The organism is Microbacterium esteraromaticum, assembly GCF_016907315.1.
In the GTDB taxonomy this organism is placed as follows: domain Bacteria; phylum Actinomycetota; class Actinomycetes; order Actinomycetales; family Microbacteriaceae; genus Microbacterium; species Microbacterium esteraromaticum.
In genome coordinates this window covers 923,615-938,032 of sequence record NZ_JAFBBS010000001.1, presented here as the reverse complement: position 1 = coordinate 938,032, position 14,418 = coordinate 923,615, and the positions used below count along the sequence as shown (strand labels likewise).

The 14,418-nt window shown below is 67.4% G+C and carries 15 protein-coding genes, 1 tRNA gene and 1 pseudogene; 9 read left to right on the top strand and 8 right to left on the bottom strand.

Features of this window, described 5'->3' with window-relative positions:
• Window positions 1-251 precede the first annotated feature (251 nt).
• On the top strand, window positions 252-422 hold the full coding sequence (locus tag JOE67_RS04640) for a hypothetical protein (protein WP_204974364.1): 171 nt from the start codon (window positions 252-254) through the stop codon (window positions 420-422).
• 61 nt (window positions 423-483) lie between these two features.
• Here the strand turns inward: JOE67_RS04640 and JOE67_RS04635 are convergent, their stop codons facing one another.
• The 5 genes from JOE67_RS04635 to JOE67_RS04615 form a co-directional block, all read right to left on the bottom strand.
• Entirely contained in the window at window positions 484-1,467 is a 984-nt protein-coding gene (locus JOE67_RS04635; protein WP_204974363.1) for a hypothetical protein, read from the bottom strand.
• A gap of 11 nt (window positions 1,468-1,478) precedes the next feature.
• On the bottom strand, window positions 1,479-1,979 hold the full coding sequence (locus tag JOE67_RS04630) for an ImmA/IrrE family metallo-endopeptidase (RefSeq protein ID WP_204974362.1): 501 nt from the start codon (window positions 1,977-1,979) through the stop codon (window positions 1,479-1,481).
• A gap of 377 nt (window positions 1,980-2,356) precedes the next feature.
• The gene (locus JOE67_RS04625) at window positions 2,357-2,878 is read right to left on the bottom strand and encodes a bifunctional DNA primase/polymerase (protein WP_204974361.1); all 522 of its coding nucleotides are present in this window, start codon (window positions 2,876-2,878) and stop codon (window positions 2,357-2,359) included.
• Window positions 2,875-3,255, bottom strand: a complete 381-nt coding sequence (locus tag JOE67_RS04620) for a hypothetical protein (protein WP_204974360.1) — start codon at window positions 3,253-3,255, stop codon at window positions 2,875-2,877. Before JOE67_RS04620 ends, JOE67_RS04625 begins: the two co-directional genes overlap by 4 nt.
• Window positions 3,252-3,389 (bottom strand): hypothetical protein, encoded by a 138-nt coding sequence (locus tag JOE67_RS04615; RefSeq protein WP_204974359.1) that lies wholly within the window; start codon window positions 3,387-3,389, stop codon window positions 3,252-3,254. Before JOE67_RS04615 ends, JOE67_RS04620 begins: the two co-directional genes overlap by 4 nt.
• Before the next feature lie 426 nt (window positions 3,390-3,815).
• Here JOE67_RS04615 and JOE67_RS04610 point away from each other — a divergent pair, with 426 nt between their 5' ends.
• Window positions 3,816-4,439, top strand: coding sequence for a hypothetical protein (locus tag JOE67_RS04610; RefSeq protein WP_204974358.1), 624 nt, complete (start codon window positions 3,816-3,818; stop codon window positions 4,437-4,439).
• A 15-nt stretch (window positions 4,440-4,454) separates the two neighbouring features.
• Here JOE67_RS04610 and JOE67_RS04605 read toward each other — a convergent pair whose 3' ends face one another.
• Window positions 4,455-4,925, bottom strand: coding sequence for a hypothetical protein (locus tag JOE67_RS04605; protein WP_204974357.1), 471 nt, complete (start codon window positions 4,923-4,925; stop codon window positions 4,455-4,457).
• Between the two features lie 47 nt (window positions 4,926-4,972).
• Between JOE67_RS04605 and JOE67_RS15470 the strand changes: the two are divergent.
• The 7 genes and pseudogenes from JOE67_RS15470 to JOE67_RS04570 form a co-directional block, all read left to right on the top strand.
• Window positions 4,973-5,059 (top strand): annotated as a pseudogene (locus JOE67_RS15470) (DUF4244 domain-containing protein); the annotation flags it as partial.
• A gap of 260 nt (window positions 5,060-5,319) precedes the next feature.
• Complete coding sequence (locus JOE67_RS04595) at window positions 5,320-5,592, top strand: helicase (RefSeq protein ID WP_204974356.1); 273 nt, start codon at window positions 5,320-5,322, stop codon at window positions 5,590-5,592.
• Between the two features lie 116 nt (window positions 5,593-5,708).
• Window positions 5,709-8,567 carry a type I DNA topoisomerase gene (gene topA / locus JOE67_RS04590; protein ID WP_204974355.1) on the top strand — a complete coding sequence of 953 codons (2,859 nt, stop codon included), beginning with the start codon at window positions 5,709-5,711 and terminating at the stop codon, window positions 8,565-8,567.
• Complete coding sequence (gene tmk, locus JOE67_RS04585) at window positions 8,564-9,193, top strand: dTMP kinase (RefSeq protein ID WP_204974354.1); 630 nt, start codon at window positions 8,564-8,566, stop codon at window positions 9,191-9,193. The genes topA and tmk overlap by 4 nt, the downstream gene beginning before the upstream one ends.
• A gap of 49 nt (window positions 9,194-9,242) precedes the next feature.
• On the top strand, window positions 9,243-10,400 hold the full coding sequence (locus tag JOE67_RS04580) for a DNA polymerase III subunit delta' (protein WP_204974353.1): 1,158 nt from the start codon (window positions 9,243-9,245) through the stop codon (window positions 10,398-10,400).
• A gap of 86 nt (window positions 10,401-10,486) precedes the next feature.
• Window positions 10,487-11,965, top strand: a complete 1,479-nt coding sequence (locus tag JOE67_RS04575; protein ID WP_204976678.1) for an alpha/beta hydrolase — start codon at window positions 10,487-10,489, stop codon at window positions 11,963-11,965.
• An 82-nt stretch (window positions 11,966-12,047) separates the two neighbouring features.
• A tRNA-Thr gene (locus JOE67_RS04570) sits at window positions 12,048-12,119 on the top strand.
• A 57-nt stretch (window positions 12,120-12,176) separates the two neighbouring features.
• On the opposite strand, the gene JOE67_RS04565 is transcribed toward JOE67_RS04570, so the two are convergent.
• Together JOE67_RS04565 and JOE67_RS04560 are read right to left on the bottom strand one after the other, a co-directional pair.
• Window positions 12,177-12,314, bottom strand: a complete 138-nt coding sequence (locus JOE67_RS04565; protein ID WP_204974352.1) for a putative transporter small subunit — start codon at window positions 12,312-12,314, stop codon at window positions 12,177-12,179.
• A 15-nt stretch (window positions 12,315-12,329) separates the two neighbouring features.
• Window positions 12,330-13,988 (bottom strand): sodium:solute symporter family protein, encoded by a 1,659-nt coding sequence (locus JOE67_RS04560; RefSeq protein ID WP_204976676.1) that lies wholly within the window; start codon window positions 13,986-13,988, stop codon window positions 12,330-12,332.
• Window positions 13,989-14,418 lie beyond the last annotated feature (430 nt).

Sequence of the window (14,418 nt, the reverse complement as noted above, 5' to 3'; positions counted from 1 at the left end):
GGGCCGAGCCGATGCGGCCTTAAGAGGGTGTGCAGGCGCTCAACATTGACGAGAAATGCGCGCGCGTGGGCGCGTCAACATACAGAGGCTGCACACCCTGCACACCCTGCACACCCTGCGGAATTACGCGGAAGTTGGACGGCGCGAGGTTGGCGACTACGGCGGTCGGAAGTTGAAAATATCCGCGAAGGGCGACCCTCTCGACCCCCCCCGCACTAAGGCCGCGCTTCGGAGCACGTTACGGTGGGCGGATGACCTACGCCGACGACCTCGGGAGCACCGAGCCGCGCTGCCCCGACTGCGGCGTCGTTATGCGCGGCGAGAGGGGCGGCTGGACGTGCCCGTCATGCCGCCGCTTCGAGCCGGTCACGCAGGCGCCGCTGCCACCGAGCTTCGACGGGCCGAGCATCTACGGCGGCTGACGCGCGCGGCCTTAATCGGACGACGACCCGAGCGTGAGCGGTCCCTGCTAACCGATGAGCCCTATCCCAGGGGCGCGTTCTCCTGGAGCGGCTCGCCTTCGTCAGCCCCCTCCGTCGGAACATCGACGGTGATCTTGGCTTCATTCTCGCGCAGTGACTGCATCGCGTCCACCGGTGGGTGCTTGAATGCTTCGTGGGCGGCATCAGGCAGATAGAGCCGAGAGGGCCATCCCTCGCTCTCTGAGCATGCCTTGCACACGTGCGTGATGCTCTGAGCATTGATCGGGCTTCCGTTGAGCTTGGCCAGCGCTTCGTTCAGCGGAGAGCTGATCTCGCGGTCAACCGCGAATACCGGATACTCCTGACCGCGCCATACCCCCTTCAACGGCTCTCGGCCCCGAAAAACCACGTCTCGCACATGGTGAGGGGAACCGTTGCCGGGGGTAGTTTCCTGCGCATGCGCGATAGAGGCCAGAGCCCATACGACTTCGATCGTCATAGTGAAGTACCGACGAGAGGCAAGCCCCGCGACGCGGAAACCGGTGTCGACGCTCGGCCCGAAGTAGTCGTAGAGGTACTTAGTGTGTGCGCGCCTTCCGCTAAGGGCCTTGTCATTCAGGATCACCACGGGCTCATCCGAGTCCTCATCGGCTGGCGATCGAGGAATCGATGATTCGCTGTCCGGCCCCGGGAAGGTCGCGATGAAGGCGCCCCCCTTCAGGGCAAGCTTGACTTCTTCTAGAGAGTCGTTCTCGTACGCCGTCACGGCTTGCAGCCAAACACGGACCGCGTTACTTACGTCTGCTTCGCTGCGCACTTCCACCTTGAAGATCAGCTCGTCGCCAATCGCCTTCCACAAGTCGAAGTCGACTGTGACTGAGTGCTGCTTCGCATACTCACGGCTCGCGTCAGCGAGTGCTTGAGGGAACTCGCGATAGAAGCTCAGGAAGATCTTCTGCCATCCGTCCGCCTGTTGCTTGTAGCTGGTCGATCCAACCAAGTCTGCAGACAGGAAGAGGACCGACTTCGCTTGTGGAGGTGCCATTGAGCGCAGGGTCAGCTGAGGCCAAGGGACTGGGCGCGCACGGCCGCAGCGCTCGCAGAGACACCGAAACGGTCGGCGACCGACCACGCGTCACCGTCGCAACGCTTCCAAGCTCGACTGAAGCGTTCAGAAGGCATCAGCAGCGCGCCAGCGAAGTAGTTGGCCTGCGTCTCGACTCGGTTTCGCTCTCCGCGACCGAACGAACGTGCTCCCTGGACGCGCGGCTGAAGGTAGTGCAAGAAGTAGTGCCCTAGCTCGTGCGCGATGGTAAACCTGTCGCGTCGGTGGGAAGTCACGGGCGGCAGGTGCACGGTAAAGTCACGTTCGCCGCGGACGGTCAAGGCTTCGGGGGCAACGAAAGAAGCGGCGACGTCAATTCTGCCGCCGAGTGCGTGCACAAGACGCTCGAGGTCGGCATAATCTCCATCCGCGAAGATGCCATGCTTATCCGCCACACGCTCTGCATAGTCGCAGATCGCTGAACGCGAAAGTGTGGACGCATCGATCGTCACCGAAATCAGCCTCCCTCAGACCCACTTCAATTCTAGGCCGGGACGGTCCCCCCGGGGCCGCGGGGCTCACGACCCCGCATGCCCAGCGTAGCGCTACCCACCCATGCTCTCCGGGAGCACCCACTGCGAGCCCCGGATACGCTATGTCTTCGATAGCGCCGATGATGGACATCAGAGCGTTGTTGTCGACGCCCGAGGTCGGCACGGACCGTACCGCGGCGCGCACGCGCTTGGTCGGCTTGGTGCGACCTCGATCGCGCCATTCGTCCAAGTCCACGGAGCGCGCGGAGGAGCGATCCTCGCGCGGCTCCAGCAGCGCCTCGAACCACTCGATCGGCAGCGGCGGGAGGTCGGAGACGGCAGGAGCGTCGCAGCGCTCACCGGTCGGCGAGTACCAGCGGTAAGCCTTCCCCCGAGACCGGATGCACGCTCGGGGAGACGACCGAATAGCGGTGACCGCGCCACGGGATCTCCGTCCCGGCAAGAGGCCCGGACCGGATCCGCATACCCTTCGGGACCGCACCCGGCAGCCGATAGAAGCGCTGACGCCGAGGCGAGTCCTTCCCGCGCGCCGTTGACGACCAGGTGGGTGCGAGGTCGGGCAGAGGCTCGCCGCGCTCGGCCTCCAGCAGTGCGCGGAGATCGTCGACGGTGGCCGTGTCCTCGTCGAACGCCAGAGTCAGCTCATGCCAGATCGCCACGTTCTCGCCACCCCACTTTTTGGAGGCGGCCCAGGCGTCGCGGTCGGCGCGCGAGACGGTGCCGTCGTGACCGGTGCAGCTGGTCGGGAGCTCGCCCGTGCCGCCCTTGCCGATGACGGGAATCACCGAAGGCCAGGCCCGCGAGACGTAGCTTGCGACCGCATCGGCGTAGGGGCGCTTCTTGCGCTTGCCGCTCATGATGCGACCTCCTCGGGGAAAACATCATCGGCCCGGCTGACGACAACCTGCTCGATCTGAACCCACGGGATCAGCGACACGAACTCGGAGCCGTCGAGCATCGCGTGACCGGGCGCGACGAGCAGCAGGCCGGTGCGGTCGGTGGCCTGCACGCGACCGGTGACGTCGCACAGGCCAGCGGCGAGCCCAGACCCGGAGAACCGGACGCAGACGAGCTGACCACGCAGCGTGCGGCGGGCGTCGGCGAACTGCGACAGGTAGTGCACCAGGAACGAATGTCCCCCGCCCGTGAGAAGATGGACAGCAGCAGAGGAGCCGTCGAAACGATTCTCGCTAGCCGCCCCGGTGACGTCGGGGCGGCTTTCCTTTGCACTCACCGTTTTGCCCCCTTGCTCGCGGCGGGCAGCGCCGCGAGGCGGGCGCGGGTAGCCGACGACAGCGCTGAAGCTGCGGCGACCAGGCGGTCGAGCGTGCCGTCGTCGACGGGTGCAGCAGCAGGCGCGGCGTTCATCGTGCGTCGCCCTGCAGGCGGGCCGCGAGCTGCGCGGCGTGCTCGGGCTTCAGTGGCGCGCCGGAGGCGGCGAGAGCCGGGCCGATCGAGGCCCGGATCTTCGCCGCAGCGAGATCCGGCGGGCATCCACCGCCTCGGGCGACTCAGGCCCGTGGTATCGGACAGCAGCGCCGTAGTGGCTGGTCGCGACGCGGGGTCGAGATTCCATTTCGTCTCATTCCAGGTTCCCTTCGGGAACCCCCGGAATCGGACGATGGCGACCTATCGGTGGCGATGGGGGTGTGATGCTGACCGCCTAAAGACTAGCGAAGCCTGAGCGGACGGTTGGGTCGAAAAACGCCAGGTCAGAGATAATATGTGAGGCCTCCACGTATGAGGCGACGGTGGTCCACATATGTGGTGACGTCGAGCCGCTAACCTGGCCGTATGACCGACGTCGTGATAGTTGCGCTCATCGGCGTCGCCGGGACGCTGGCCGGTGGTGTGTTCGGGCCGCTGGCTAAAGACCGCCTCGATCGCCGAGCGAAGCGGCGGGACGAGACGCACCAGGAGATCGGCGAGATCCTGGCGAAGGTCGACGCTCTCCTGATGAAGATGCTCCGGCTCAACCGCGACGCATCGGAACGAGAGTGGTGGGATACCCGCGAGAAGGCGGTCGCTCAGACATCCCGACTCGGTTACCTGCTGGGGAAGGGTGAGGGTGAGATCGCCGGTGCGCTCGAGATCGCGTTAATGCACGCCCATGCCGACGGGACGAAAGCGACGTCGACGGCCAATCACTCGCTGGTCTCGGCGACGACGGCGCAGGTAGCCGCCTGGTACCGGGGCGAGCGGTCCCCGAAAGGTATCCAGCAGCAGGTGGTCGACTTCTGGCAGACGATGTACGACGGCGTCGTCTCGGGAGCGGTGCGCCCCGGCGGCGAGGAAGTCGACCCGTCAGAGCTGGACGAAGCCGAGCTACAGCGGCGCGCCGAGATCGAGAAGCTGGGCGGAGCCGCGGTCGTCGCACGTCGGCAGCGGAGACGGCGCTTTTGGCGATTCCGGCGCTGAGATCTGCCAGGCGAATCAGGCCTTGACTCCGAGAGCTGCCCGCATCGCGATCGTCAGGGCAGACTCGGCGGCGTTGACTCGATCGTCATCCATGGCACCGGGCGGATTCATTGCGCCAATGAGCGCGACGTACCCATCGGAGACAGCATCCGGGCCGAGCAGCACGAGCGGAGCCATGCGTTCGGCAGCCTCATCGTTGAGCACGTCGAGACGCTCGACGCGATCGACTAGACGCGCGGTCGCGTCCGCCAGCTCCGGCTCGGACAGGCCGTCCTTGATCTCAGATGTCAGCTCAGCAACCTCCTGGGCGATCCCGCGCAGGTTGCTGACCAGATCGATGGCGCGGGTGAACGCCTCATACCGCTGCTCGCGCAGCCAGCGGGAGTGCTCTCGACGACCCTGCAGCCACGCTCCGATGAAGCCAGCGAGCGCGGTCAGGGCGGCACCGCCGAAGATAGAGAGTACGGCGAGGGCAGTCGGGTCCATGGCCCGAGCATATCGAGACTGATATACGCCTAGTTCTCACGATAGTGACCGCTGTGGCCTTGGCGGGGCTGCTGGTGGCCATCATGCGCTCAGATGAGGTGAGGGGCATCCTCACCGGCCTTGTCCGACGGGCGCAGCCGACTCGGCCCGCCTGCTCGGGCGAGGCGAGAGCCAGGCTCCGGCAGCCGGAGTGGTCCGCGAGGCGGTTGACGGCGCGTCATCGGCAACCACGACATCCGGCGACCTCGTGTGCGTGACCGCATCACTCGAGATGCGGATCGGACGACTGATCTCGGTGCCGTTGCGCGCATCCAGCTGCGCACCAGCCGGCGGACTGTGAGGGCCGCGAGGAGTCACTGCGACAAAGAGCAGGCGGAGAGAAGGGAGGGCTGGGATGAGCGGAACCGCGCTCGCCGCAGGAGTCGTCACCGCGCAGCGTGCCGCGGGAGCGGCCGACGCCGCGGCGCTGGCCGCCGCGGACGTCGCATCAGGTGCGATCCGCGCAGAAGTGGACGCCTGCGCGTCGGCTGCCCTGGTGGCCCGCGCAGCCGGATCAGAGCTGGGGGTCTGCGATCTCGACGGCCTCACGGCGACGGTCGAGGTCAGATCGGCGTACTCTGGACTGGTCGCCGTCGCCCGCGCCCGAGCGGGACCCCCGAACAGGTAGACGCGCGACACCCCTCGCACCGCCCTGCGCGTCTTTCGCAGCCAACCCGTCTGCGGATCTCTCGGCACACGCCTGGATGGCGGTGTGTATGGTGTGCTTCGAAGAAAGGACGCCCCTTGGCAGAAGGCAAGAAGCTCGTCATCGTCGAGTCCCCGACGAAGATGCGGTCGATCCAGGGATACCTCGGCGACGGGTACCAGGTGCTCAGCTCGGTCGGTCATATCCGCGACCTCGCCGATAAGAAGGACATCCCCGCCGACGACAAGAAGGCGTACGGCAAGTACTCCATCGACGTCGAAAATGACTTCGACCCCTACTACGTGGTGTCCGATCGCAAGACCAAGACGGTCGCCGAGCTTCGCCGTGCGCTCAAGAGCGCCGACGAAGTGCTGCTCGCCACAGACGAAGACCGCGAGGGCGAAGCCATCGCGTGGCACCTGCTCGAGACCCTCAAGCCGAAGGTCCCGGTCAAGCGCATGGTCTTCCACGAGATCACGAAGGACGCGATCCAGGCCGCCGTCGGCAACACCCGAGAGCTCGACCTCGCACTCGTCGACGCTCAGGAGACCCGCCGCATCCTCGACCGGCTCTACGGCTGGGACGTCTCGCCCGTGCTCTGGTACAAGGTCAAGTCCGGCCTCTCAGCGGGTCGCGTCCAGTCCGCCGCCACCCGCATGGTCGTCGAACGCGAGCGCGAGCGCATGGCGTTCGTCTCAGCCGAGTACTGGGATGTCGAGTCGCAGGCGTCGTCGGCCGGCGCCGCATTCGGCGTGCGTCTCGTTCGCGTCGACGGCGGCCAGCTGGCGCGCGGAACCGACTTCGACGACGCAGGCAAGCTCAAGAAGGCCGTCGTCGTGCTGTCAGAGGCCGACGCCGAGACGCTCGCGACCGCGGTGGACGCGGCAGGCACCGCGACCGTCACCAAGGTCGAGGCCAAGCCGGGCACGCGCAGCCCCTATGCCCCGTTCACCACCTCCACGCTGCAGCAGGAGGCCGGACGCAAGCTCTCGATGAGCGCCAAGCAGGCGATGAGCGTCGCCCAGCGGCTCTACGAGAAGGGGTACATCACTTATATGCGCACCGACTCGGTCGCGCTGAGCACGCAGGCGATCCAGGCCGCACGCAGCCAGGCCGTCGCCCTGTACGGCGATTCGGCAGTGCCGCTGAAGCCCCGCGTGTACAAGTCGAAGAGCAAGAACGCGCAGGAGGCGCACGAGGCCATCCGCCCCTCCGGCGAGACCTTCCGCACCCCGGCGTCCGTCTCGTCCGGTCTCGACCGCGAAGAGCTGCGCCTGTACGACCTGATCTGGAAGCGCACCGTCGCCAGCCAGATGTCGGATGCCAAGTACGAGACCACCACGGTCACGCTCGAGGCCCAGGCCGCAGGCAAGCGCGTCGAGTTCACCGCATCCGGAACCGTCTACACCTTCAAGGGCTTCCTCGAGGCGTACGAGGAAGGCCGCGACGAGAAGCGCAACGCACAGGACAGTTCGGCCGAGCAGTCGCTGCCCGCCGTCGCCGTCGGCGATGAGCTGGCGATGAGCGAGTCGGTGGCCAAGGGCCACCGCACGACCCCCAAGCCGCGTTACACCGAGGCCTCGCTGGTGAAAGCTCTCGAAGAGCACGGCATCGGCCGTCCATCGACCTTCGCCAGCATCATCGGCACGGTCATCGACCGCGGGTACGCGACCAAGCGCGGGCAGGCGCTCGTGCCCACCTGGCTGGCCTTCAGCGTCGTGCGACTGCTCGAGCAGCACTTCGCCGACCTGATCGACTACGACTTCACCGCGGCACTCGAAGACGACCTCGATGCGATCGCGCGCGGCGAGCAGAAGCGCGTCGAATGGCTGAAGTCCTTCTACTACGGCTCCGAGAAGCAGGTGGGCCTGCGGCAGGTCGTCGACAACCTCGGCGAGATCGACGCGCGCGCGCTGAACTCGACTCCGATCACCGACGACGCCACTCTGCGCTTCGGCAAGTACGGCCCCTACCTCGAGGTCGTCGACCCGGCGAACCCCGAGGCGAAGCCGCGCATCGTGAACGTGCCCGAAGACCTCGCCCCCGACGAGCTCACCGCTGAGAAGGCGCGCGAACTCATCGACGCGCCCGTCGCCGGTGACCGTGTTCTGGGCGAGAACCCCGAGAACGGCAAGATCATCGTCGTCAAGGACGGTCGTTTCGGTCCGTACGTGCAGGAGAACGATCCGGTGTCGGATGACGACGCGGTCGACGAGACGACGGGCGAGGTCGTCGAGAAGCCCAAGAAGAAGGCGAAGAAGGAGGCGGCGCCCAAGCCGCGCACCGCCTCGCTCTTCCGCTCGATGTCGGTCGACACCATCGACCTCGACACCGCGCTGCAGCTGCTCAGCCTGCCGCGCGTCGTCGGCACCGACCCGGCGACGGGCGAGGAGATCACCGCTCAGAACGGTCGCTTCGGCCCGTATCTGAAGAAGGGCACCGACTCGCGCTCGCTCGAGAGCGAATCGCAGATCTTCGACGTCACCCTCGAGAAGGCGCTCGAACTGTACGCGCAGCCGAAGTACGGCGGGCGCAAGGCATCCAGCGCTCTCAAGGAGTTCGAGGCCGACCCGGTCAGCGGCAAGCCGATCCGCATCCGGGACGGCCGCTTCGGGGCCTACGTCACCGACGGCGAGACGAACGTGACCATCCCGCGCGGTCAGACGCCTGACGACGTCACGTTCGAGATCGCCGTGCAGATGCTCGCCGACAAGCGCGCCAAGGGCCCGGCTCCGAAGCGCGGCGCGAAGAAGGCTCCGGCGAAGAAGGCTCCGGCGAAGAAGACCGCTGCCAAGAAGGCGCCAGCCAAGAAGGCTTCGGCGAAGAAGGCGGCGCCGACGTCGGATGCCGAGAAGGCGGCCGCTCGTTCTGAGGCGGCGAAAAAGGCGGCAGCCACGCGCAAGGCGAACGCGATCGCGAAGGCCGACGCAGCACGCGCGGCGAAGGCAGGCTCGTGACCTCGGAGAGATCCGGCCTGTGGATCACCCTGGAGGGCGGCGACGGCTCGGGCAAGACCACCCAGGCCGGCCTGCTCGCCGAGTGGATGCAGCAGCGCGGCCGCACGGTGCTGCGCACCCGTGAACCAGGCGGCTCCGAGGTCGGCCAGCTCATCCGCGACATCGTGCTGCACCATCGTGGCGACATCGCGCCGCGGGCCGAAGCGCTGCTGTATGCGGCTGATCGTGCGCACCACGTCGCCACGGTCGTGCGCCCGGCGCTCGCCCGCGGCGACGTCGTCATCCAGGACCGCTACCTCGACTCGTCGGTCGCGTACCAGGGAGCCGGTCGCGTGCTGGATGCGACCGAGGTGCGCGACCTGTCGATGTGGGCGACCGACGGGGCGCTGCCCGACCTGAGCGTCCTGCTCGACCTCGACCCCTCGACCGCTCGCCGTCGGCTCGATGCCGACGACAAGCCGTTCGACAGGCTGGAGGCCGAGAAGGAGGAGTTCCACGCCCGCGTGCGCGGCGCCTACCTGGCGCTGGCCGCAGCCGAGCCGAAGAGATTCCTCGTCATCGACGCGTCGCTCGATCCCGACGACATCGCCGTGCTGATCCGGGCGCGCATGTCGGTGCTCGTCTGACCCCGCAGGCGGGCCGGCCGATGTCGACGCCGCAGTTAGGCTTGAGGGCATGACAGCCCTCGCGACCGCGCCGTTCCCGTGGACGGACGTGTGGGGTCAGGATGCCGCCGTGCAGACCCTCCGCCAGGCAGCAGCCGATCCGGCATCGCTCTCTCACGCGTGGCTGATCACGGGCCCGCCCGGGTCTGGCCGCTCGACGCTCGCGTACGCCTTCGCCGCGGCACTGATCGCCGAGGGGGCGGGCGACGAGGCGACGATGCGTCAGGTGCTCGCGCGCACTCACCCCGACGTCACGGCGCTGCGCACCGACAAGGTCATCATCACCATCGCCGAGGCGCGTGCGCTGGTCGAGCGGTCGTACTTCGCGCCGTCGGCCGGCCGGTATCGGGTGATCGTGGTCGAAGACGCCGACCGCATGGTCGAGCGCACCTCGAACGTGCTGCTCAAGGCCCTCGAAGAGCCGCCGGAGAAGACGGTGTGGGTGCTCTGCGCCCCCAGCGAGGCAGACCTGCTGCCCACGATCCGCTCGAGAGTGCGCGCCCTGCGCCTGCGCGAGCCCGATGTCGACGATGTGGCGCGACTGATCGCCGCCCGCACCGGGGCCGACACCGCGGTCGCCGAGCAGGCCGCGCGCCACGCGCAGCGGCACATCGGCATGGCTCAGCGCCTGGCGACCGACGACGAGGCACGCCGACGGCGCGACGAGACGCTGCGCGCAGTGCTCGGCGTGCGCGGAGTGAGCACAGCCGTCGAGGTGGCGGGCACGATCATCCAGGCCGCCACCGATGACGCGAAATCGCTCACCGCCGAGCGCGATGCCGCCGAGCGCGCGGCCCTGCTGCGCACCGTCGGAATCGCCGAGGGCCAGGCCGTGCCGCCGGCGCTGCGATCGCAGATCAGTGCTCTCGAAGACGATCAGCGCAAGCGCGCGACGCGCAGCCTGCGCGACGGCATCGACCGGGTGCTCACCGATCTGCAGTCGCTGTACCGAGACGTCGTCATGCTGCAGTTCGGCCGCGGCGACGAGCTCATCAACCGCGAGCTGCGCGATGAGCTCGACCGGGTCGCCGAGGCGTGGCCGGTCGAGCGCACCATCACCGTGCTCGATGCCCTCGCCGACACCCGCGAATCCCTGGAGCGCAATGTCGCTCCGCTGCTCGCCGTCGAGAGTCTCCTCGTGACCGTCTCCAGCGGAAGGACCCCGTGAACCTCCGACCCCTCCGCCTGCCGAGGGCCGCGCGTCCCGTGCGCAGAGCCGCTGCGGCGCTGGCCGCTCTCGCCGCCGCATCCGTCATGCTCTCGGGCTGCCTCTACTCGCAGATCCCCGACGCGCCCACATCGATCACCCGCGAGCCTGACACCACCGGCGTCTCGGCCGACCTGCTGCCGTACTACTCGCAGAAGATCAGCTGGGAGGCCTGCGGGTCGCGCTTCGACTGCGCGGAGATCACCGCTCCGCGCGACTGGGATGACCTCGACGCGGGCGATCTCACACTCGAGATCGTGCGTCACCAGGCGAGCGGCGAGTTCCAGGGATCGCTGCTGATCAACCCCGGCGGACCAGGATCGAGCGGGTACGACTTCGTCGCCGACAGCCTCGAGTACGCGGTCGGCGCGGACCTCATCGAGCGATTCGACGTGATCGGCTTCGATCCGCGCGGAGTGGGCCGCTCGAGCGCCGTCACCTGCCTCGACGACGAGCAGATGGACGAGTACAACTACGGCGTGGTCGACGCTCCGCGTGGCACCCCGGAATGGGAAGACGAGCTCACGGCACGCAACAAGCAGTATGCCGACGCGTGCGAGGCCAACAGCGATGGACTGCTGCCGCACATCACGACGGTCAACTCCGCGCGCGACATGGATCTGATCCGCGGCGTGCTCGGCGACAAGACGCTGAACTACCTCGGGTACTCGTACGGCACGTTCCTCGGTGCCACGTACGCCAAGCTGTTCCCCGAGCGCGCTCAGCGACTCGTGCTCGACGGCGCGATCGACCCTGCAGTGCCCGGACTCGATGTCGGCACGACCCAGGCGGTCGGATTCGAGTCGGCACTGCGGGCCTACCTCAGCGACTGCGTCGCCGGGGCCGACTGCCCGTTCAACGGCTCGGTCGATGAGGCCACCGCCGACTTCCAGGCGCTGCTGGCCGCGGTCGCGCGCACCCCGCTCGAGAACGGCGACGGGCGGATGCTGACGGTCGACACGATGATCACCGGCGTGATCACCGCTATGTACAGCGAGCAGAGCTGGTCGTATCTGACACAGGGACTCACCGCGGCACTGCAGGGCGACCCCTCGGGCATGTTCGCGCTCGCCGACAGCTACAACGGGCGCGAGCCCGATGGCACCTACGCCGACAACTCGTCGCAGGCGTTCCGGGCGTACAACTGCATGGACTATCCGGTAGAAGACGACCCGGTCGCCGAAGACGCGGCGATGGCGAAGATCGAGAAGCTCGCTCCGACGTTCGCCCCCTACTGGCAGGGGCCGGACCCCTGCGAGGTCTGGCCGTACGAACCGGTCGGCGTGCGCGAGCTCATCACGGCAGCTGGGTCGGGCCCTATCGTCGTGGTCGGCACGACCAACGACCCGGCGACCCCGTATGAGTGGTCCGAGTCGCTCGCCGAGCAGCTCGAGAACGGAGTGCTTGTCACCCGGGTGGGCGAGGGTCACACGGGCTACAACAAGGGCAGCAGCTGCGTCGACTCGGCCGTCGAGGACTTCCTCATCGACGGCACTGTGCCCGACGACGGGCTGCGCTGCGAGTGATCCGCCTGCGGTGGCTGCTCGGTTTCGCGCACGCCCGATCGTCGTAGTAGGATCATTGCTTGTGCCGCAGTCCGCTGCGCACGCCACCTTAGCTCAGTGGTAGAGCATCCCACTCGTAATGGGAAGGCCGTCAGTTCGATCCTGACAGGTGGCTCCGACAGGGCCCGGGATGATGTCATCCCGGGCCCTTCTTCGTGCCAGGCGGCTGGGATCAGATGATCGTGCGGCCCTCCGCCTTGGCCTTCCTCGCCTCTGCGACGAAGGCGCGCACGATGACTGTGAGCGTTACCGCCACGATCACCGGCCACACCAGGACATACGCGGTCAGTGCGATTGTCGACAGGTCCATGCTCTGCTCCTCCTCTCAGCGTCCAGTCGGCTCGTCGGCATCAGCCAGCTCGGCGAGCTCTGCATCGGGATCGAACGCCGTGTCCGGCGCGGGATCGAAGTCGCCGGTGCGCTGACGGATGACGTCGAAGTCGAAGTCGTCCTTCTTGCTCGGCAACGTCAGGGCGACGCAGACGATGGTCGATACGGCATAGGCGATCAGCGAACCCGACAGCACCGGATAGGTGTGCAGGAAGCCGATCGCGAACGGCGCGGATGCCAGCGTCGCGACGGTTCCGACGATCAGTGCGATCCGCGTGCCGAAGAAGCCGAATGCCATGAGTCCCAGCACCACGCCGATCCCCAGCGTCGCCAGCACATCGGACACGATGCCGACCGGTCCGCTCAGGTCGATCCACTCGAAGCGCACCGGCAGGAACGCGGCGAGGGCGACGATCACAGACACCGAGAAGGCGAGGTTGGTCACCCGCTTCCAGTAGAAGCTCGCGATCACCGGGAAGACCAGCGCACCCCAGAGCGCTCCCACGAAGACCAGCAGGTCGAGGATGTTGAACTGGCTGCCCGCGAAGTACAGTCCCGCGACCATCGCGACGATCATGGTGATCCGGCCGACCAGCACCATGGTGCGCGGGTTCGCCCCCTTCTTGCCCGCGATGTTCTGACCGTAGATGTCGGCCATCACGATCGACGACAGCGCTGTGAGGTCGGCGTCGGCCGTCGACGAGAGTGAGCCGATGATCATCACGAAGAACACGCACAGCAGAAGCGGCGACAGGTAGGTCGCCGCCATCTGCGGAATCAGGTTGTTCACGTCACCGCCCACCGGGGTGATGCCCGCGTACAGCGCGATGACCCCCAGCATGCCGACGCCGATGATCGTGGCGCCGTATCCGAAGGTCGCCGTCACGAAGGTCTTCTTGATCAGATCCTCACGCACGGCGAACAGGCGCTGTGCGATGGTCTGGTTGCCGATCGCGTAGGCCAGCACGGCGGCGATGTACGGCGCGCCCTGATTGAAGAACGCGTCCGACGAGAAGAAGTCTGCCTGCTCCGGCGTCACGTTCGCGGCACCCGTCTCGAAGAGGCTCGGGCCGCCCGCAGCGAAGAAGATCACCGGGATGATGACGATGACCGCGCCGAGCATCGCGCATACCTGCGCGAAGTCGGTGAGCACCGATGCGCGGAAGCCCGACCACAGCGTGTACAGCAGCACCCCGGCGCCGATCGCCACGATTCCCTGGCTGAACGTGAAGGGCGAGAGCATCGAGATGAGGGCGCCGCCGGCGATCAGGTTCGACGTCAGGCTGATGATGCTGCCGAGCACGTTGGAGCCGGCGAGCATCAGCTGGCTGGAGCGCCCGTGACGCGCGAACATGACCTCGGCGATCGTGTGGGCCTTCGGCGCCACCTGGCGGATGCGCCTGCCGAAGGGGTAGATCAGCAGGATCATCAGCGCGCCCCACAGTCCGTAGTGGATGGGGCCCGAGATCCCGTAGGTGTACCCCGAGGTGGCGGAGGCGTACATCGACGATGCCCAGATCCAGGTGGCGGTCATCGATGCGGCTGAGATGCCGAAGCCGATGCGGCCGCCACCGGTCATATAGCCGTCGGCGTTCTCGGTGCGCTTGCGGATGCGCAGCGACATGTACAGACTGCCGCCGAAGAACAGCAGCATGAGCAGGACCACGACGGGGCCTGCGAGGGTTTGCAGATTTTCCACGTTTCACTCTCTTGTCGATGGGCCGGCGGCATTGCCGGAGGACGGGACGAGAGAGCGCTAACGGGAGGGGAGCGTGGCCTTGAGAGGGCCTGCGGAGAAGCGGGCGGGGGATGGGGGAGTCTTGCGGGCACTGGCCGGCATGTGGTTCCTTGTCTCGGCAGGCACGCGCGCAGACGTCCCTCTCGCCGCGGAGGTGACGCGCGCATGCGACGAAGGGCTGAGCCCTTCGTGCGAGCCGGAGAGAGCGGGCGCTGCCCACGACGCAGGCGATCCGTCGCGGCGCGTCCGCGCGGCGGCCCGTGGCCGTCGTGCGGCGCGCATTCGGAAACTGTGCGGCAGCGCTGCGAGCTGTCCGGCCCGCTCTCCTCACGGTAGCAACAGGCCG